The following is a 19,295-nucleotide window of genomic DNA, read 5'->3' on the forward strand; positions in this document are numbered from 1 at the left end:
TGTATGCATGTCCCGTGGAAGGAGCGGTGCGCGCATCACAGCGCGACGCCGGCCGCGGCGGGCGCCGCGCGGCGCAGCGGCGGTGCGTCGTCGCCGAGGTCCCAGAAAAGGCCGGCCATCATCTGCAGCCCCTCGCGCACGACGCTCGCGAGCAAGTGCTCGTTCGGCGCGTGCTGCGAGCAGGCCGGATACGAATGCGGCACCCACAGCGTCGGCAGCCCGAGCGTATCGGCGAACACCTCGTTGGGCAGCGTGCCGCCGAGGTTCGGCAGGATGGCTGGCTTCTTGCCCGTCGTGCGTGCGAGCGACGCGACGGCCCAGCGCACCCACGGATCGTCGGGCGGCACGCGCGTGGCCGGCGCGCCGCGCTCGACGTCGATCTCGACGTCGCCGAAACCGTGGGCATCGAGATGCGCGCGCAGGTGCGCGTGCAGCGCCTGCCAGTCGGTGCCGACGACGAAGCGGAGCTGGCAGTGCGCGTACGCGGCGGGCGGAATCGCGTTGACGGGGTGTTCGGGGTTGCCGGCCTTGAACGCGAGGATCTCGAGCGTGTTCCAGCCGAACACGCGCTCGGCCGCGGTGAGGCCCGGCTCGCCCCAGTCGGCGTCGAGCGCCGGATCGCCGGGGCCGCCGCCGACCGACAGATCGGCGAGCGCTTCGCGCACGGCGGCCGGGATCGGCGGCGGGCGCAGCCCGGCGACGCGGATCGACCCGCGCGCATCGACGAGGCTTGCCAGCGCGTGCGCGAGCACGATCGCCGGATTGCGCAGCAGCCCGCCCCAGTTGCCGGAATGGTGCGCGCCGTCGCGGGCGTGCAGGCTCAGTCTGAAATTGACCGCGCCGCGCGAGCCGAGAAACACGGTCGGGCGTTCGGCGGCGATGCGCGGCCCGTCGGACGCGATCAGCACGTCGGCCGCGAGCGCGTCGCGTTGCTGACGGCACAGCGCATCGAGCCCGGGCGAGCCGGTTTCCTCGCCCATCTCGATCAGCAGTTTCGCGTTGAAGCCGAGCCGGCCGCCGCGCGCATCGAGCACGCTTGCCAGCGCGGCGAGGTTGATCGTGTGCTGGCCCTTGTTGTCGGCGCTGCCGCGTCCATACCAGCGGTCGCCGTCGGCGGTCAGCGTCCACGGCGACAGCGGCGCGCGCCACTGCGCGTCGTAGCCGCGCACGACGTCGCCGTGGCCGTAGATCAGCACGGTCGGCAGCGCGTCGTCCTCGTGGCGCGACGCAAGCAGGAACGGGCCGCCGCCGTCGACCGGGTTGTCGACGATGCGCGATACGAAGCCGAGGCGCGCGGCTTCGGGCGCGATCTCGTCGCTCAGGTACGCGCGCAGCGCGGCGGCGCTGCCGCTTTCCTGGCTTTCGGTGCGCAGGCCGACGCGGCGGCTCAGCGTGGCGAAGAAGGCACCGGATTCGAACTGGTCCAGCGCGTGCTGGAGGGCGGCGGTACGGCTCAAGACAGGTCTCCTCGTCGGGGGCGGCCGCGCCAGGGGCGTGCGGGCAGCGTGAAGTGCGATCGATTCTAGGAAGCCGTTTTTTTTGTCACAATGATCGAATTTCGAACCTTTCTTTGCCGAAAAGGCAAAGCGGAACGGCCCGCACCGGCCGGGAGACACGACCATGGCGGCTTTCCTGCATGGCCTCGCGCTGCGGTATTTCGTCGAGGTGGCGCGCACCGGCTCGATCAGCGACGCGTCCGCGCGCCTGCACGTGGCGGTGTCGGCGATCAGCCGACAGATCGCGAAGCTCGAAAGCGAACTCGGCGCGCCGCTGTTCGAGCGCCGGCCGCGCGGGATGGCGCTGTCGGAAGCCGGCGAGCGGCTGCTGGGCTTTGCGCAGCGCAGCCTGCTCGAGGCCGAGCACGTGATGAAGGAGATCGGCGGGCTCGACGCGCTGCACGGCAGCTTGTTGAAGATCGCATGCTCGGAAGGGTTCGCGAGCGATTTCCTGCCGGGCGCGCTCGCGAGCTTCAAGGCGCGCCATCCGGGCGTCGATTTCTCGATGTGGGTCGTGTCGCCGGCCGACGCGACGCGGCGTGTGCGCGAGGGCGACGCCGACATCGCGCTGACCTTCAGCCTCGCACCGGAAAAGGGCGTATGCGTCGAGCACACCGAGCGCGCGCCGATCTTCGCGCTGGTGCGCCGCGATCATCCGCTGGCGGCGCGCGACGCGGTGTCGCTCGCCGACGTCGCGCATCACCCGCACGTGCTGCCGGAAGCCGGCACGACCGTGCGCCAGCTGATCGACATCGCCTGCGCGCTCGACGGGCTGCTGCTCGAGCCCGAGCTGACGAGCAACAATACGGCGGCGATGTACCGCTACGCGCAGCGCACGGGCGCCGTGATGTTCACCGGGCTGCTGTCGGTGCGCGACCGCTGCGACGCGGACGGCTTCGTCGTCGTGCCGCTGACGAACCCGCAGCTGCGCGAGCGCAGCATCCAGGTGCAGACGATGGCGGGGCGCGACCTGCCCGCGTCGGTGCGGGCGTTTCGCGACCATCTGATCGACGCGATGCAGGCGGCTTCGGCGCCGCCGGCGGCGGTGCGCGGCTCGCGACGCCCGCGCATGAGATAATCGCCAATCCGCCTTCCGCGCCCGTGCGGCTCGCCGGGCCGCATCGCTCCGTTTCGACGCCAAATTGAAGAACCTGATTGTCACCCTCGATCGCGCCGGCGAGTTCGACGAGATCATCGACGTGCGCACGCCGCTCGAGTTCGCCGAGGACCATATCCCCGGCGCGCTGAACGCGCCCGTGCTCAGCAACGAAGAGCGCGTGCTCGTCGGCACGATGTACCGGCAGGTGTCGCCGTACGACGCGACGCGCGTCGGCGCGGCGATCGTCGCGCGCAACATCGCGCGTCATCTCGATACGACCTTCGCCGACCGTCCGCGCAACTGGCGGCCGCTGATCTACTGCTGGCGCGGCGGCAAGCGCTCCGGCTCGATGACGACCTGGTTCAACCTGATCGGCTGGCAGGCGCGTCAGCTCGAAGGCGGCTACAAGGCGTACCGCCGTTCGGTATGCGACACGCTCGACACGCTGCCGACGCGCTTTCGCTATATCGCGCTCGTCGGCCATACGGGCTGCGGCAAGACGCGGCTGCTGAACGCGCTGCGCGACGCGGGCGCGCAGACGCTCGATCTCGAGGCGCTCGCGCGCCATCGCGGTTCGCTGCTCGGCGCGCTGCCGGGCGTGCCGCAGCCGTCGCAGAAGGCATTCGATTCGGGGCTCGTCGAAACGCTCGGCCGTTTCGACCCCGCGTGGCCGGTGTTCGTCGAATCGGAAAGCCGCAAGATCGGCGTGGTGCAGCTGCCGATCGCGCTGCTCGACGCGTTCCACGCGGGACCGTGGGTGCAGGTCGAAGCCGCGCGCGACGAGCGCATCGCCTTCCTGCTCGACGATTACGCACACCTGTTCGACGATCCGGCAACGTTCAATGCGCAGCTGGAACGGCTGATCGGGTTGCACAGCCGCGAAGCGGTCGCGCGCTGGCGCACGCTGATCGAAGCGGACGCCCGCGCCGAGCTGTTCGGCGAACTGATCGACCGGCATTACGATCCGGCCTATGCGCGGACTTACCGCGCGTCGTACGGCAAGCCGAACCGCGCGCTGACCTTCGTGTTCCGGCCCAACGCGGCCGACGTGCCCGACCAGGCGCGTGCGCTGCTCGCGCAACTGGCGCAGGCCGGATTGCCGGCGTCGCCGGCGCTGGCGGCGGCGTCCGGCACATCATCCGCTACCGATAACGACCAACCGACCACCCTACGATGACGACCACCCGCACCCAACCCAGCCCGGCGCTCGGCTGGATGACCTTCCTGCTGATCGCGGTCGCAGGACTGTTCTACGTGAAATGGTTTCCGTACTACAACAAGGCGTTCGTCGCGGCCGAGCACCATTCGATCGGCCAGTCGATCCTGATGGGCACGTCGGCGACGGCGCCCGAGCCGTCGCTGAAGGCCGCGCTCGATTACGCATGGGCGTACGGCAAGGCGATCTGGCAGGCGATGGTGCTCGGCCTGCTGCTCGGCTCGGCCGTGCAGGCGCTGCTGCCGGCGCACTGGGTCGCACGCGTGCTGGGCCGCACCGGTTTCGGCAGCGTCGCCGCGGGCGGCCTGCTGTCGCTGCCCGGCATGATGTGCACCTGCTGCGCGGCGCCCGTCGTCGCGGGACTGCGGGCGCGGCACGCGTCGCCGGGCGGCGCGGTCGCGTTCTGGCTCGGCAATACGGTGCTGAACCCGGCCGCGCTGGTGTTCATGGGCTTCGTGCTCGGCTGGCACTGGAGCGCGCTGCGGCTCGTGCTCGGCGTCGCGATGGTGTTCGGGATCGGCTATCTGCTGAACCGCATCGCACGTCCGGAAGATCGCAGCATCGACGACGCGCAGCTCGCGGCGCTGGCCGCCGAGCAGGCCGCGGCCGGCAATCCGTTCGTGCGCTGGATCAAGCTGCTCGCGCGGATGGCCGTGCGGCTCGTGCCGGAGTACATCGTGCTGGTGCTGCTGCTCGGCGCCGCGCGCGCGTGGCTGTTTCCGCATATCGGTCCGGACATCGGCAATCATCTCGGCTGGATCGTCGCGTTCGCGGTTGCGGGCATGTTGTTCGTGATCCCGACGGCGGGCGAGGTGCCGATCATCCAGGCGATGCTGTCGCTCGGCATGGGCGTCGGCCCTGCCGCCGCGCTGCTGATGACGCTGCCGCCGATCAGCGTGCCGTCGATCGCGATGCTCGCGCGTTCGTTCAAGCCCTACATGCTGGCGATCGTCGCGATCCTGGTCGTCGCGTTCGGGATTGCGAGCGGGCTGCTCGCGGTCGCGTTCGGGTTCTGACCGACCGGCGCGGCGCGGTGTGCGCCGGGCGCCGGCCGGTCGATCCGGCTGGTGCGCGCGGCCGGCTGGCGGGGCGGGGTGCCCGGCTGTCGATGCCGCCGCGCGCCCGGGCGGGCGGCCGCTCGATGCCGCTCGTGTCGTCCGGCCGGCCCGCCGGGCCGTTATATTTATCCGGCGCCGCCGTTTTGCGCGTGCGGCGCCCTTTACAAGAAGCAAACAGGAAAACGCATGTCCCAACCGAAGATTCATCCTCGACTTGAAAAGGCGCTGACGCGCGGCGATCTCGCGATTCGTCAGGCCAATTCCGCGCGCGCGACCGCCGTGCTGAGCGCGCTCGGCACGATGATCGTCGAGGCGTCCGCGACGATCGGCGTCGAGGCCAGCATCGACATCCCGCAGGGCGATCGCATCTACGATCCGGTCAACGGCCTGTGGCCGCAGAAAATGCTGGTGTCGTTCGACGGTCCGGTCGAGGATGCCGACGCGGAAGAGCTGCGCACCGTCTATCTCGTTGCCGATGATCCGGGCACGCAGTTCCGCGTCGAATGGCATCGCGCGGACGGCAAGCTCGGCCGCCACGAAGGCGGCCCGCTCGCGACCGTCGCGTTCCTGACCGACGTCGAGATTCCGTGGAGCGACGACGACGAATAACGTCGTCGCGCAGTACGAATGAAGCTGGCGCCGCGCGCGCCGGCGGTCAGCGCATCAGCCGGCGCCGGAACAGCCACGCGCACAGCAGGAACCCGCCGATCGCATAGCCGGCGAGCACGGCGACGTGCAGGCCGACGTCGCTCGCCGGCCGGCCGAGCATCGCGGGCCGGATCAATTCGACTGCGTGCGCGAGCGGCAGCGCATGCGCCGCGTGCTGCGCGAGCGGCGGCAGCTGCGTGATCGGGAAGAACACGCCCGACAGCAGCAGCATCGGCGTCAGCACGAGCGTCTGATAGAACATGAAGAAGTCGTAGGACGGCGCGAGCGCCGTGACGATCATCGCGACGCTCGCGAACGCGAGGCCCGCGAGCGCGATCACGGGCAGCACCGCGAGCATCGACGGAAACCGCGCATAGCCGAGCGCGCCCGCGACGAGCATGATCGCGGCGCCCGACAGCATCGCCTTGCTGGCGGCCCACGCGATCTCGCCGAGCACGACGTCGCCGAGCGCGAGCGGCGTGTGCATGATCGCTTCCCAGGTGCGCTGCACGTGCATTCGCGAAAAGCCCGAATACATCGACTCGAAGCTCGCGGACATCATCACGCTCGAGCCCACCGTGCCGGCCGCGAGAAATGCGATGTACGACACGCCGTCGACATGGCCGAGCATCAGCCCGAGCCCGAAACCCAGCCCGAACAGATAGATCATCGGATCCGCGAGATTGCCGAACATCGACGCGAGCGCGAGCTTGCGCCAGACGAGATAGTTGCGGCGCCACACGGCGATCCAGTTGCTCGCGTTCGCGGGCAGCGCCAGCGCGAAGCGCGACTCGCGCGGCGGGGCGCTGGGCGCGGCGGCGGAATAGTTGCGTACGTCCATGGTCGATCAGTCCTGCATGTCGCGGCCGGTGAGCCGCAGGAACACGTCCTCCAGATTGGCCGGACGATGCAGATAGCGCAATCCCGCGCGACCCTTGATCCGCGCGCTGAGCGGCTCGGGGTCGGTCACGTAGCAGAACAGCGTCTCGCCGCTGATTTCGGTGCGCTGCGCGAGCGGCGCGAGTTCGTCGCGCAGCGCGGCCGGGTCCGGCCCGTAGATCTCGATCACGTCGCAGCCGATTTCCGATTCGATCAGCGCGTGCGGCGCGCCCTCGGCGATCTTGCGGCCTTCCTCGATCACGCACAGCCGGTCGCACAGGCGTTCGGCTTCCTCCATGAAATGCGTGGTGATCAGGATCGTCTTGCCGCGCGCGAGCAGCGAGCGCAGCCGTTCCCACATCAGGTGCCGCGCCTGCGGGTCGAGACCCGTCGTCGGCTCGTCGAGCACCAGCACGTCGGGATCGTTGACGAGCGCGCGCGCGAGCGTGAGGCGGCGTTTCATGCCGCCGGACAGTTCGCCCACCTTCGCATCGGCCTTGTTCTCGAGCTTCGCGAATTCGAGCAGCGGCTGCACCAGCGCACGCGCGGCCTGCGCCGACATCCCGAAATAGCGGCTGAACACGAGCAGATTCTCGCGAACCGTGAAATCGGGATCGAGATTGTCGAACTGCGGGACGACGCCGACGCGCTGGCGCGCATGCCGCGCGCGCGACGGTACCGGCTCGCCGCACAGCGAAATGGCGCCCGCGTCGGGATGCGCGAGGCCGAGCAGCATCTTCAGCGTCGTGGTCTTGCCGGCGCCGTTCGGCCCGAGCAGGCCATAGCATTCGCCGGCCTGCACATGGAAGGACAGGCCGTTGACGACGAGCTTGTCGCCATAGCGCTTTTCGACATTGCGGAAATCGATGGGTGCGACGGACATGGAAGATTGGCGTTGGATGCGGGCGGGATGCTGCTGCCGGACACGTGCCGGCGCGAACGGAGCGGACGAACGCGTGTCAGACGGGCATGACCGAAGCGAACGATCGCGATGCCGGTGGCAGGCTGCGGCACGGCGGCACGAACGGGCCATTCTAGTGCATCGCCCGCATCCGTTCAGCGCATCTGCGTGCGAAACGGTGCGTGCCGGATCGTGCACTGCATCATCGCGGGCGCGCCGTGCGCGGCGCATCAGCGTTTTCCATCCCTTGCGTCCTGAATTGCGGCGCACCATGATGAAGGCGTAGGGCTCGTTGTCGCGATAGGGAGGTTTCATGGCTAGCTACAACAAGATTTTGCTGTGCTACGACGGCACGCTCGAAGGGCGCAAGGCCCTGCGCTGCGGCGCCAATCTCGCACTGGACCTGAAGGCCGAAACGCACCTGCTGTCGGTGGTCGACATGCGTTCGAGCATCGCGCAAAGCGCAGGGCTGCTGACCGATGTCGCGTGCGGCCGCTTCGAGGAAACCGCCCGGGAAATCCTGCAGGAAGGCGTCAACTGGCTGCGCGAGCGCGGTGTGCAGGCCGAAGGCCATTTTGCGTTCGGCTATCCGATCGACGAAATCGCGAATCTCGCGACCGAGCTGAAGGTCGACCTGGTCGTCGTCGGCCACCGGTGCCGCAGCGGGCTGTCGAGATGGTGGATGGGCTCGGGCAATACGCAGCTGCTCGATCGGGTGAACTGCAGCATCCTGGTGGCGTGCTCGTCGGCGGAAGAGCAAAAGGCCGAGATCGCACGCGAACGCGAAGCGGCGACCGCGAGCGGCAAATAATCCGCGATGCAGGGTTGAGTGGCGGTGCGCGGCGCAGCCCGCTTACGCGTGCAGGTCGATCGCGGACAGCTTCCACGAGAACAGGCCGAAGCGGTGGAAGATCGCCGCATAGCGCGTGCCGTCCGCCGTGCGCTGGTAGGTCACGACGAACTCGTCGATATTCCGGTAGCCGGCGCTCGTCTGCTGCTGGCGCGGCGCCGCGCCCGGGCTTGCAGGCGCGGGCGCCGGTGCGGGCGATGACGCGGTCGTCGCCGCATTGCTGGCCGGTGTGGCAGCGCTCGCCGGACCGGCTGTACTCGCAGGCGGCGCGGTCGATTCCGCGCCCGGTGCGCCGCCCGGCGGCGCCGACCATTCGGGCGGGCGCTCGCCCGGATTGCCGCGCGGCGGCAATCCGCTCATCAATGCGGCCACGCCTTCCGGCGTCGCATACGCGTCGACCAGCGGGCCGATCAATGCGGACCCGATCAACGCCCCGATCACCGCGAACGGATTGTCTTTCTTCACCGCGTCGATCCGGCGCATCAACTCTTCCGTGACCTGCTGCTTCAGGCTGATGCGCAGCGACGGAAAATCGACATATTCGCTGACGGCCTGCGCATCACGCGCATCGACCGCCGATTTCAGGCGATCGAGCGCGATATACGGCGACGCGTACGCATAGCCGATCGCCGCAACGACGACGACGGCCATCACGACGATCAGCAGGGGTTTGAGCCGCGACGTGCGGCCCGGGGATTGCGTCACGATACCTCCGGTGCGGGACGGTTCCGCAATCAGAGACCGCCTTGCGCGGCAGAACGTTCCTCGGCGATGCAGCGATCGATCATCCGGCACACGGCGTCGATCGTCCCGACCATGATCAGCCGCGAGCGGCCGTGATAGACGCGCACCGGCGCGCGGCGCGCCGGTTCTGCATGATTCAGGCCGGCGTTCAGCGACACCCGCGCGAAGGCGGGCAGCGCCGACGGCAGCAGCGACGCCTGCCGTTCGACTGCGACTTCTTGGCCGGCGGGCGCCGCAGCGGTGAGCGGCGCGCAGGGCGTGCGGCCGCGCAGATGGCGCAGGCGACCGAATTGACGGAAAGGCAGCAGGCGGGCAAGGCGTTCCATGATGTTCTCCTGAGCGAGACGGATGGGTCAGAGTTCGCCCGAGCGGATCAGCCCGACGGCGATGCCTTCCAGCGCGAATTCCGCACTGCCGGCCTTGACGAAGATGTTTTCGTAATCGGGGTTCTCCGCGATCAGCTCGAGGCCGCCCGGCCGGCGCATCAGGCGCTTGACCGTGACGTCGTCGCCCAGACGCGCGACGATGATCTGCCCGTCCTTCGCTTCCGTGCGCTTCTGCACCGCGAGGAGGTCGCCGTCGAGAATGCCGGCGTCGCGCATCGACAGGCCGCGCACTTTCAGCAGGTAGTCGGGCTTGCTCGAGAACAGCGCGGGATCGCACGCGTAATGCTGCGAGATGTGCTCCTGCGCGAGGATCGGGCTGCCGGCCGCGACGCGGCCCACGAGCGGCAGCGACAGCTGCATCAGGCCTGCGTGCGGCAGCGTGAACTGGTGCGGCGCATCGTCGATGCCGAGCAGGCGGATGCCGCGCGACGCACCGGCGGCCAACTCGATCACGCCCTTGCGCGCGAGCGCGCGGAGGTGCTCCTCGGCCGCGTTCGGCGAACTGAAGCCCAGCTCGGCCGCGATCTCGGCGCGGGTGGGGGGGAATCCGGAGCGCTCGATCGCGCGGCGGATCAAGTCGAACACTTGCTGCTGGCGGGCGGTGAGTTTGGTCATGGTTCAACTGTATGGATAGACAGTGAGCTGTATTTTTATACAGTACTTCGCGAATTTCAAGTGTTACGTGAAGTTCGACGCGATCGCGCCGGTTCCGATGCGATTTCGCGACGCCCGGACGACGGTTCGTCCGCCGCAACCGTCCATCCGTGCTGCGTTAGCACTTTTGAGTATTAAAAAATGAGGAACGATTATTTTTAATCATGTAACCCGTTCGATAGACTGGCCCGACATCGCAATACCGACTACACGACAACACTGGAGAACCAAGGATGGTGAAGCGCACGACGGGGCTGGTGAGCGGGGCGGGCCGCTTGATTGCAACACTCGCGCTGGGTACGGCGGCGGTGCTGGGCGTCGCGACGCACGCGCAGGCCGACACGACGTTCCTGAACGTGTCGTACGACCCGACGCGCGAGCTGTACCAGGATTTCAACCAGGCGTTCGGCAAGGAGTGGAAGGCGAAGACCGGCGAGACGGTCAACTTCAAGCAGTCGCACGGCGGCTCGGGCGCGCAGGCGCGCTCGGTGCTCGACGGGCTGCAGGCCGACGTCGTGACGCTCGCGCTCGCCTACGACATCGACGCGCTCGCGAACAAGGGGCTCGTGAACAAGGACTGGCAGAAGCGCCTGCCCGACAACGCGTCGCCGTACACGTCGACGATCGTGTTCCTCGTGCGCAAGGGCAACCCCAAGGGGATCAAGGACTGGGACGACCTGACCAAGCCCGGCGTGTCGATCGTCACGCCGAACCCGAAGACCTCGGGCGGCGCGCGCTGGAACTACCTGGCCGCATGGGCGTACGCGGTGCACAAGCCGGGCGGCAACGAGCAGACCGCAAAGGAATTCGTCACGAAGCTGTACAAGAACGCGGGCGTGCTCGATTCGGGCGCACGCGGCGCGACGACGAGCTTCGTGCAGCGCGGGATCGGCGACGTGCTGATCGCGTGGGAGAACGAGGCGTTCCTGTCGATCAAGGAATTCGGCCCCGACAAGTTCGAGATCGTCGTGCCGTCGGTCAGCATCCTGGCCGAGCCGCCCGTCGCGGTGGTCGACAAGGTGGTCGACAAGAAGGGCACGCGCAAGCTGGCCGAGGCCTACCTGAACTTCCTGTACAGCCCGCAGGGCCAAGAGATCGCGGCGCGCAACTACTACCGGCCGCGCTCGAAGAACGTACCGGCGGAGCTGACCAGGCAGTTCCCGAAGCTGAAGCTGTACACGGTCGACGATACGTTCGGCGGCTGGACGAATGCGCAGAAGACGCATTTCGCGGATGGCGGCGTGTTCGACTCGATCTACAAGCCGCAGTAACACCATAACGACAGCGGCGCGCCACGACAGCGCGCCGCATTGCCGCCGCCGCCGGCGCGACCTGTCGCGCCGGCGTTCGCGTCGGACCCGTGTGAATCACCCAGCAAGAGCATCCGATGAGTACGTACACCTTTCGCAAGCCGAGCGCGCTGCCCGGTTTCGGCGTGACGCTCGGCATCACGGTGGCCTATCTGAGCCTCGTGGTGCTGATTCCGCTTGCCGCCACGTTCCTGAAGACCGCGACGCTGTCGTGGGACCAGTTCGTCACCGCCGTCACGTCGCCGCGCGTGCTCGCGTCGTACCGGCTGACGTTTTCCGCGGCGCTCGGCGGCGCGCTGATCAACGCGGTATTCGGCTTTCTGGTCGCGTGGGTGCTGGTGCGCTACACGTTCCCGTTCAAGCGCATCGTCGACGCGATCGTCGACCTGCCGTTCGCGCTGCCAACCTCGGTCGCCGGCATCTCGCTCGCGGCCGTCTATGCGACCAACGGCTGGGTCGGCCAGTACCTGGCGCCGCTCGGCATCAAGATCGCGTTCACGCCGGCCGGCGTGCTGGTCGCGCTGACCTTCATCGGGCTGCCGTTCGTCGTGCGCACCGTGCAGCCGGTGCTCGAGGATTTCGAGCGCGAGCAGGAGGAGGCCGCCGCGTGCCTTGGCGCGTCGCGCTGGCTGACGTTCCGCCGCGTCGTGCTGCCGGCCGTGCTGCCGGCGCTGCTCACCGGCTTCGCGCTCGCGTTCGCGCGGGCGCTCGGCGAGTACGGCTCGGTGATCTTCATCGCGGGCAACGTGCCGATGAAGTCGGAAATCACCTCGCTGCTGATCATCACGAAGCTCGAGCAGTACGACTACGCGGGCGCGACCGCGCTCGCGGTCGTGATGCTGGTCGTGTCGTTCCTGATGCTGCTGCTGATCAACTCGCTGCAGTGGTACCTGCAGCGCAGGACCAGCAAGGGCGCAAGCGGGCCCGCACCCGCGATCGCCGCCGCCGCCGCGACCGCAGGAGGCCAGCGATGAACCGGGAGTCCACCGCCGTGTTGAACACCCCGTCGTCCGCCGCGCGTGCGCGCGCCGCGAAGCAGCTCGATCCGGTCAGCGAGTCGCGCACGGTGCGCTGGCTGCTCACCGGCATCGCGCTGGCGTTCCTCGCGTTCTTTCTCGTCGTGCCGCTCGCCGCGGTGTTCGTCGAGGCGCTGCGCAAGGGCGTCGGCTTCTATCTCGAATCGCTCGCCGACCCGGACGCGTGGGCGGCGATCAAGCTGACGCTGACCGTCGCCGCGATCGCGGTGCCGCTGAACCTCGTGTTCGGCGTGTGCGCGTCGTGGGCGATCGCGAAATTCGAGTTTCGCGGCAAGGCGCTGCTGACGACGCTGATCGACCTGCCGTTCTCGGTGTCGCCGGTGATCTCGGGCCTCGTCTACGTGCTGCTGTTCGGCGCGCAGGGCTGGCTCGGCCCGTGGCTGCAGGATCACGACGTGCAGATCATCTTCGCGGTGCCGGGCATCGTGCTCGCGACGATCTTCGTCACCTTCCCGTTCGTCGCGCGCGAGCTGATTCCGCTGATGCAGGCGCAGGGCAGCGACGAGGAAGAGGCCGCGCGCGTGCTCGGCGCGTCGGGCTGGCAGATCTTCCGCCGCGTGACGCTGCCGAACGTGAAGTGGGGGCTGCTGTACGGCGTGATCCTCTGCAATGCGCGCGCGATGGGCGAGTTCGGCGCGGTGTCGGTCGTGTCCGGCCATATCCGCGGCGTCACCGACACGATGCCGCTGCACGTCGAGATCCTGTACAACGAATACAACTTCGCGGCGGCGTTCGCGGTGGCGTCGGTGCTCGCGCTGCTCGCGCTCGTCACGCTCGCGCTGAAGCTGCTCGCCGAGCGCCATCTCGCCGCCGAGCTGTCCGGCGCGCGCGACGCCGTTCCCGCACATGCCGGCCCTGCCGCCATTTCGTCGAAATCGTAAAGAGGCAACCAGAATGGGTATCACCGTCCGTCACCTTCAGAAGCGCTTCGGCGATTTCACCGCGCTCGACAACGTGTCGCTCGACTTCGCGCCCGGGGAACTGGTCGCGCTGCTGGGGCCGTCCGGCTGTGGCAAGACCACGCTGCTGCGCGTGATCGCGGGCCTCGAGCACGCGGACTCGGGGCAGGTCGTGCTGCAGGGGCTCGACGTCGCGTCGGTCGGCGCGCGCGATCGCCAGGTCGGCTTCGTGTTCCAGCATTACGCGCTGTTCCGCCACATGACCGTGTTCGAGAACGTCGCGTTCGGGCTGCGCGTGAAGCCGCGGCGCGAGCGGCCGTCGGAAGCCGCGATTCGCGACAAGGTGCACGAGTTGCTGAAGCTCGTGCAGCTCGACTGGCTCGCGCAGCGCTATCCGTCCGAGCTGTCGGGCGGCCAGCGTCAGCGGATTGCGCTGGCCCGCGCGCTCGCGGTCGAGCCGAAGGTGCTGCTGCTCGACGAGCCGTTCGGCGCACTCGACGCGAAGGTCCGCAAGGAGCTGCGCGGCTGGCTGCGGCGCCTGCACGACGACCTGCACATCTCGACGATCTTCGTCACGCACGACCAGGAAGAGGCGCTGGAAGTCGCGGACCGCATCGTCGTGCTGAATCGCGGCCGCGTCGAGCAGGTCGGCAGCCCGCAGGACGTCTACGATCATCCGCAGAGCGCGTTCGTCTACGAATTCCTCGGCGCCGCGAACCGGCTGCCGGGCACGGTCGCCGGACAGGGCTTCGTCGCCGAGGGCGCGGCCGCGCCGATCGCCGTCGACGCCGATTTCGCGGGCCCTGCGAACGCCTACGTGCGGCCGCACGATCTGCAGCTGTGGCCGGTGAGCGAGGCCGGGCATCGGGACGGCATCGCGGTCGACGTGCGCCGCGTGATTCCGCTCGGCGGCTCGGTGCGCGTCGAGCTCGAGGCGCGCGCCGGCGGCGCGCTCGAGGCGGAGCTCGATCGCGACGCGTGGCGCGCGCTCGCGCTGCAGGTCGGCGACGGCGCAACCGCCGTGCCGCGCGCGGTGCGCGTGTTTCCGGCGCGCTGACGTCGCCCGGGTTTCGATCATCCCACATCAAACAACGACAGCCCAAGAGGCATACCCATGAATTTTCAGCAACTGCGCTTCGTGCGCGAGGCCGTACGCCAGAACATGAACCTGACGGAGGTCGCGAACGTGCTCTACACGTCGCAGTCGGGCGTATCGAAGCAGATCAAGGATCTCGAGGACGAACTCGGCGTCGACATCTTCATCCGGCGCGGCAAGCGGCTCACCGGCCTCACGGAGCCGGGCAAGGCGGTGCACCAGCTGATCGAGCGGATGCTGCTCGACGCCGAGAACCTGCGCCGCGTCGCGCGCCAGTTCGCCGACCAGGACAGCGGCCACCTCGTCGTCGCGACGACGCACACGCAGGCGCGCTATGCGCTGCCGAAGGTGATCCGGCAGTTCACCGACGTGTTCCCGAAGGTGCACCTCGCGCTGCGGCAGGGCAGCCCGCAGCAGATCGCGCAGATGATCCTGAACGGCGAGGCCGATCTCGGCATCTCGACCGAGGCGCTCGACCGCTATCCGGACATCGTCACGTTCCCGTGCTACTCGTGGCATCACACGGTGGTCGTGCCGAAGGGGCATCCGCTGGTCGGCCGCGAGAACCTGACGCTCGACGAGATCGCCGAGTATCCGATCATCACGTACGACCAGGACTTCACCGGCCGCTCGCACATCGACCAGGCGTTCGCGCAGGCCGGCGCGGTGCCCGACGTCGTGCTGACCGCGATCGACGCGGACGTGATCAAGACCTACGTCGAACTCGGCATGGGGATCGGCGTGGTCGCCGCGATGGCCTACGATCCGCAGCGCGACACGGGCCTCGTCGCACTCGACACGCAGCACCTGTTCGAGGCGAGCACGACGCGCGTCGGGCTGCGCAAGGGCGCGTTCCTGCGCGCCTATGCCTACCGGCTGATCGAGATGTTCGCGCCGCATCTGAGCGAGACCGAGATCGCCGCGCAGCTGCGCGAAGCCGTCTGAGCGCAGCCGGCCGCGCGCCGCGCAGCGTGATGCGCACCGTGCGCATGTTACCGGCGCGCATCGCAGCGGCCGCCCGCCGCTCCGAATAAACCCTAAATATTGATCAGACGGGTTGCGCGCCGGCGCGAATCGGTCCAGCATACCTTCACGCCGCCGGCTTCCCGCCGGCGGTGGCGCGTCAACGACAGCGCGCGCCAGGCAGTCGGCCGTCTGCCTTGCTTTCCTTCCTTGGTACCGACAGCAGCATCGATGGCCATTGTCCGGGTAGTGTGGCGCAAACGTTTGCTCGCATTAAAACAACAGCCGGCCCGCATGGGCCCGTCGCCAGGAGATGTCTATGAATGTCCGCTTTCGCCGTCGCTTCCTGACCGCCGCGCTTGCCGCCGTCGCGGTCGCCGCCGCACCGGCCGTCCATGCCGAGACGGCCGGCAAGCCGAAGGTCGCGCTCGTGATGAAGTCGCTCGCCAACGAGTTCTTCCTGACGATGGAAAACGGCGCGAAGGAATACCAGAAACACAACGCGAGCCAGTTCGATCTCATCACCAACGGCATCAAGGACGAGACCGACACCGCGAACCAGATCCGCATCGTCGAGCAGATGATCGTGTCGAAGGTCGACGCGATCGTGCTCGCGCCGGCCGATTCGAAGGCGCTCGTGCCGGTGGTGAAGAAGGCGATCGACGCGGGCATCACCGTCGTCAACATCGACAACCGGCTCGACCCCGAGGTGCTGAAGTCGAAGAACCTGAACGTGCCGTTCGTCGGCCCCGACAACCGCAAGGGCGCGCGCAAGGTCGGCGACTACCTCGCGAAGCGGCTGAAGGCGGGTGACGAGGTCGGCATCGTCGAGGGCGTGTCGACGACGACCAACGCGCAGCAGCGCACGGCCGGCTTCCAGGACGCGATGAAGGCGGGCGGGATGAAGGTCGTGTCGGTGCAGTCGGGCGAGTGGGAAATCGACAAGGGCAATGCGGTCGCGGCCGCGATGCTCAACGAATACCCGAACCTGAAGGCGCTGCTGTGCGGCAACGACAACATGGCGATCGGCGCCGTGTCGGCCGTGCGCGCGGCCGGCAAGCAGGGCAAGGTGTACGTGGTCGGCTACGACAACATCAACGCGATCAAGCCGATGCTGAAGGACGGCCGCGTGCTCGCGACCGCCGATCAATACGCGGCGAAGCAGGCCGTGTTCGGCATCGATACCGCGCTGAAGGCGATCGCCGAGCACCGCAAGCAGGCCGACATGTCCGGCGTGGTCGAGACGCCGGTGGATCTCGTCACGAAGTGACGCTGCCCCGGCGCGGCCGCCGCCCTCAAGAATCGCGCGCGGCGGCCGTTATCCGGGGTGAGCGCGATCACGGCCACCGCATGCCCATGCACGAGTGAGCGTCATACCCGCGCGCCGCGCGCGCGGCCGCAATCAGGATCGCGATGGAACCGACCTTCCCACCTTCTTCCCGTTCAGCCGAGCCCGTGCTGTCCGTCTCCGGCATCGGCAAGACCTATGCGGAGCCGGTGCTCGCCGACGTCACGCTGACGCTCGCGCCGGGCGAGGCGCTGGCGCTGACGGGCGAAAACGGCGCCGGCAAGAGCACGCTGTCGAAGATCGTCGGCGGACTCGTCGAGCCGACCGCCGGCACGATGCGGCTGGGCGGCCAGGCCTACGCGCCCGCGAGCCGCACGCAGGCCGAGGCGCTCGGCGTGCGCATGGTGATGCAGGAGCTGAACCTGCTGCCGACGCTGACGGTCGCCGAGAACCTGTTCCTGAACCATCTGCCGCGCCGCTTCGGCATCATCGACCGCGCGCGCCTGCGCGACGACGCGCGCGCCGCGATGGCGCAGGTCGGGCTCGACGCGGTCGATCCCGACACGCCGGTCGGCGCGCTCGGCATCGGCCATCAGCAGATGGTCGAGATCGCGCGCAACCTGATCGGCGACTGTCGCGTGCTGATCCTCGACGAGCCGACCGCGATGCTGACCGCGCGCGAGGTCGAGCTGCTGTTCGAGCAGATCGACCGGCTGAAGGCGCGCGGCGTCGCGATCGTCTATATCTCGCACCGGCTCGAGGAACTGGCGCGTGTCGCCGAGCGCGTCGCGGTGCTGCGCGACGGCCGGCTGGTGCATGTCGGCGAGATGGGGGCGATCACGTCGGACGGGCTCGTCACGCTGATGGTCGGGCGCGAGATCGGCGAGCAGATCGACCTCGGCGCGCGCAAGATCGGCGCGCCGCGGCTCGTCGTGTCCGGCATCACGCGCGCGCCCGCGGTGCGGGACGTGTCGCTCGAGGTGCGCGCGGGCGAGATCTTCGGCATCTCGGGCCTGATCGGCGCGGGCCGCACCGAGCTGCTGCGGCTGATCTACGGCGCCGACACGCCGGACGCCGGCATGATCGCGGTCGGCCAGCCGCCGAAGCCGGCCGCGATCCGCTCGCCGGTCGACGCGGTGAAGCACGGCATCGCGCTGATTACCGAGGACCGCAAGGGCGAAGGGCTGCTGCTCACGCAATCGGTCACCGCGAACGTGTCGCTCGGCCAGCTCGACCGGCTCGCGCGCGGCGGCGTCGTCGATACGGCGCGCGAGACCGCGCTTGCCGAGCAGCAGATCGACGCGCTGCGGATCCGCACGCACGGCGCGGCGCAGCCGGTCGGCGAACTGTCGGGCGGCAACCAGCAGAAGGTCGTGATCGGCCGCTGGCTCGCGCGCGACATGGGCGTGCTGCTGTTCGACGAGCCGACGCGCGGCATCGACGTCGGCGCCAAATTCGAGATCTACACGCTGATGGGCGCGCTCGCGCGCGAGGGCCGCGCGCTCGTCGTCGTGTCGAGCGACTTGCGCGAGCTGATGCTGATCTGCGACCGGATCGGCGTGATGTCGGCCGGGCGCATGACCGCCGTGTTCGAACGCGGCAACTGGACCCAGGATGCGCTGCTGGCCGCAGCGTTCGCCGGCTTCGGCCGCGATGCGCTGCCGCAGGGCGAGCCGCCGCATCCGGCAACGGGCGCCGCCGCGCCCGGCACTTCGACGACAGGACGACCGCAATGACCCAGCCTCCCGTATCCCCGACCGACGCCGGCACCGCGCAGGACGTGACGGGGCGCCGCGCGCGCACGCTGTCCGGCACGCGGCTCGGCGTGTCGAACTATCTCGGGCTCGCCGGCGCGCTGGCCGCGATGATCGCGCTGTTCTCGGTGCTGAGCTCGCATTTCCTGACCTACGATACGTTCAGCACGATCGCGAACCAGATTCCCGATCTCGTCGTGATGTCGGTCGGCATGACCTTCGTGCTGATCATTGCCGGGATCGACCTGTCGGTCGGCTCGGTGCTCGCACTCGCCGCGTCGATGGTCAGCGTCGCCGCGCTCAAGTGGCAGTGGGGGCCGTTGCCGGCCGCGCTGATCGGCATCGCGGTCGCGACCGCAACGGGCGCGCTGACGGGCGCGGTCACGGTCGGCTGGCGGATTCCGTCGTTCATCGTGTCGCTCGGCGTGCTGGAGGCTGCACGCGGCCTCGCTTACCAGCTGACGAATTCGCGCACCGCGTATATCGGCGACGCATTCGATTTCCTGTCGAACCCGATCGCGCTCGGCATCTCGCCGGCGTTCCTGATCGCGGTCGCGGTGATGGTCGCGGCCCAGTTCGTGCTGACGCGCACCGTGTTCGGCCGCTATCTGGTCGGCATCGGCACGAACGAGGAAGCCGTGCGACTTGCCGGGGTTAACCCGCGGCCGTATAAAATTCTCGTATTCGCATTGATGGGTGCGCTCGCCGGGCTCGCATCGCTGTTCCAGATTTCGCGGCTCGAGGCGGCCGACCCGAATGCGGGCGTGGGTCTGGAGCTGCAGGTGATCGCGGCCGTCGTGATCGGCGGCACGAGCCTGATGGGCGGACGCGGCTCGGTGATCAGCACGTTTTTCGGCGTGTTGATCATCTCCGTGCTGGCCGCAGGGCTCGCGCAGATCGGCGCGAACGAGCCGACCAAGCGGATCATCACCGGCGCGGTGATCGTGGTGGCGGTCGTGCTCGACACGTATCGCAGCCGGCGTGCACGTGCCCGGTAACATCGATAAACAGAACGGA

19 protein-coding genes are annotated in these 19,295 nt (G+C 68.7%); 13 read left to right on the forward strand and 6 right to left on the reverse strand.

Going from position 1 to position 19,295, the window contains the following annotated elements; all coding sequences use genetic code 11:
• Window positions 1–35 precede the first annotated feature (35 nt).
• The gene (locus tag WS57_RS26505; RefSeq protein WP_059514627.1) at window positions 36–1,457 is read right to left on the reverse strand and encodes a M20 family metallopeptidase; all 1,422 of its coding nucleotides are present in this window, start codon (window positions 1,455–1,457) and stop codon (window positions 36–38) included.
• A gap of 163 nt (window positions 1,458–1,620) precedes the next feature.
• Here WS57_RS26505 and WS57_RS26510 point away from each other — a divergent pair, with 163 nt between their 5' ends.
• The 4 genes from WS57_RS26510 (at window position 1,621) to WS57_RS26525 (ending at window position 5,478) form a co-directional block, all read left to right on the forward strand.
• Window positions 1,621–2,574 (forward strand): LysR family transcriptional regulator, encoded by a 954-nt coding sequence (locus tag WS57_RS26510; protein WP_040127365.1) that lies wholly within the window; start codon window positions 1,621–1,623, stop codon window positions 2,572–2,574.
• A gap of 64 nt (window positions 2,575–2,638) precedes the next feature.
• Window positions 2,639–3,772 (forward strand): tRNA 2-selenouridine(34) synthase MnmH, encoded by a 1,134-nt coding sequence (gene mnmH, locus WS57_RS26515; protein WP_059514625.1) that lies wholly within the window; start codon window positions 2,639–2,641, stop codon window positions 3,770–3,772.
• Entirely contained in the window at window positions 3,769–4,827 is a 1,059-nt protein-coding gene (locus WS57_RS26520; protein WP_059479340.1) for a permease, read from the forward strand. Before mnmH ends, WS57_RS26520 begins: the two co-directional genes overlap by 4 nt.
• 228 nt (window positions 4,828–5,055) lie before the next feature.
• A complete protein-coding gene (locus WS57_RS26525; protein ID WP_009688559.1) occupies window positions 5,056–5,478 on the forward strand; it encodes a hypothetical protein in 423 nt (140 codons plus the stop codon).
• A gap of 46 nt (window positions 5,479–5,524) precedes the next feature.
• On the opposite strand, the gene WS57_RS26530 is transcribed toward WS57_RS26525, so the two are convergent.
• Entirely contained in the window at window positions 5,525–6,358 is an 834-nt protein-coding gene (locus WS57_RS26530; protein WP_009688558.1) for an ABC transporter permease, read from the reverse strand.
• 6 nt (window positions 6,359–6,364) lie between these two features.
• Entirely contained in the window at window positions 6,365–7,279 is a 915-nt protein-coding gene (gene nodI, locus WS57_RS26535; protein ID WP_009688557.1) for a nodulation factor ABC transporter ATP-binding protein NodI, read from the reverse strand.
• Between the two features lie 331 nt (window positions 7,280–7,610).
• Here nodI and WS57_RS26540 point away from each other — a divergent pair, with 331 nt between their 5' ends.
• Entirely contained in the window at window positions 7,611–8,108 is a 498-nt protein-coding gene (locus WS57_RS26540; protein WP_040127369.1) for a universal stress protein, read from the forward strand.
• A gap of 42 nt (window positions 8,109–8,150) precedes the next feature.
• Here the strand turns inward: WS57_RS26540 and WS57_RS26545 are convergent, their stop codons facing one another.
• The 3 genes from WS57_RS26545 to lexA are packed head-to-tail and all read right to left on the reverse strand — an operon-like array spanning window position 8,151 to window position 9,892.
• Window positions 8,151–8,852 (reverse strand): DUF2939 domain-containing protein, encoded by a 702-nt coding sequence (locus WS57_RS26545; protein ID WP_059514620.1) that lies wholly within the window; start codon window positions 8,850–8,852, stop codon window positions 8,151–8,153.
• Window positions 8,853–8,881: 29 nt separating this feature from the next.
• Window positions 8,882–9,217 (reverse strand): hypothetical protein, encoded by a 336-nt coding sequence (locus WS57_RS26550; RefSeq protein WP_009689104.1) that lies wholly within the window; start codon window positions 9,215–9,217, stop codon window positions 8,882–8,884.
• 27 nt (window positions 9,218–9,244) lie between these two features.
• The gene (gene lexA, locus WS57_RS26555; RefSeq protein WP_009689103.1) at window positions 9,245–9,892 is read right to left on the reverse strand and encodes a transcriptional repressor LexA; all 648 of its coding nucleotides are present in this window, start codon (window positions 9,890–9,892) and stop codon (window positions 9,245–9,247) included.
• A 272-nt stretch (window positions 9,893–10,164) separates the two neighbouring features.
• Here lexA and WS57_RS26560 point away from each other — a divergent pair, with 272 nt between their 5' ends.
• The 8 genes from WS57_RS26560 to WS57_RS26595 all read left to right on the forward strand — a co-directional run bounded on the left by WS57_RS26560 (window position 10,165) and on the right by WS57_RS26595 (window position 19,276).
• Window positions 10,165–11,202, forward strand: a complete 1,038-nt coding sequence (locus tag WS57_RS26560) for a sulfate ABC transporter substrate-binding protein (RefSeq protein WP_059514618.1) — start codon at window positions 10,165–10,167, stop codon at window positions 11,200–11,202.
• A 116-nt stretch (window positions 11,203–11,318) separates the two neighbouring features.
• Window positions 11,319–12,215 (forward strand): sulfate ABC transporter permease subunit CysT, encoded by an 897-nt coding sequence (cysT, locus tag WS57_RS26565; protein WP_059514616.1) that lies wholly within the window; start codon window positions 11,319–11,321, stop codon window positions 12,213–12,215.
• Window positions 12,212–13,159, forward strand: coding sequence for a sulfate ABC transporter permease subunit CysW (cysW, locus tag WS57_RS26570; protein WP_009689099.1), 948 nt, complete (start codon window positions 12,212–12,214; stop codon window positions 13,157–13,159). The genes cysT and cysW overlap by 4 nt, the downstream gene beginning before the upstream one ends.
• 13 nt (window positions 13,160–13,172) lie before the next feature.
• Window positions 13,173–14,234: a sulfate/molybdate ABC transporter ATP-binding protein gene (locus WS57_RS26575; protein WP_069245066.1), complete on the forward strand. Its 1,062-nt coding sequence runs from the start codon at window positions 13,173–13,175 to the stop codon at window positions 14,232–14,234.
• A gap of 57 nt (window positions 14,235–14,291) precedes the next feature.
• The gene (locus WS57_RS26580; protein WP_009690192.1) at window positions 14,292–15,218 is read left to right on the forward strand and encodes a CysB family HTH-type transcriptional regulator; all 927 of its coding nucleotides are present in this window, start codon (window positions 14,292–14,294) and stop codon (window positions 15,216–15,218) included.
• A 337-nt stretch (window positions 15,219–15,555) separates the two neighbouring features.
• On the forward strand, window positions 15,556–16,506 hold the full coding sequence (locus WS57_RS26585) for a sugar ABC transporter substrate-binding protein (protein ID WP_009690193.1): 951 nt from the start codon (window positions 15,556–15,558) through the stop codon (window positions 16,504–16,506).
• Window positions 16,507–16,649: 143 nt separating this feature from the next.
• Window positions 16,650–18,260 carry a sugar ABC transporter ATP-binding protein gene (locus WS57_RS26590; protein WP_069245067.1) on the forward strand — a complete coding sequence of 537 codons (1,611 nt, stop codon included), beginning with the start codon at window positions 16,650–16,652 and terminating at the stop codon, window positions 18,258–18,260.
• The gene (locus WS57_RS26595) at window positions 18,257–19,276 is read left to right on the forward strand and encodes an ABC transporter permease (protein ID WP_059514610.1); all 1,020 of its coding nucleotides are present in this window, start codon (window positions 18,257–18,259) and stop codon (window positions 19,274–19,276) included. The genes WS57_RS26590 and WS57_RS26595 overlap by 4 nt, the downstream gene beginning before the upstream one ends.
• The last annotated feature ends 19 nt before the right edge of the window (window positions 19,277–19,295 follow it).

Source organism: Burkholderia pseudomultivorans (assembly GCF_001718415.1).
GTDB classification, from domain to species: domain Bacteria; phylum Pseudomonadota; class Gammaproteobacteria; order Burkholderiales; family Burkholderiaceae; genus Burkholderia; species Burkholderia pseudomultivorans_A.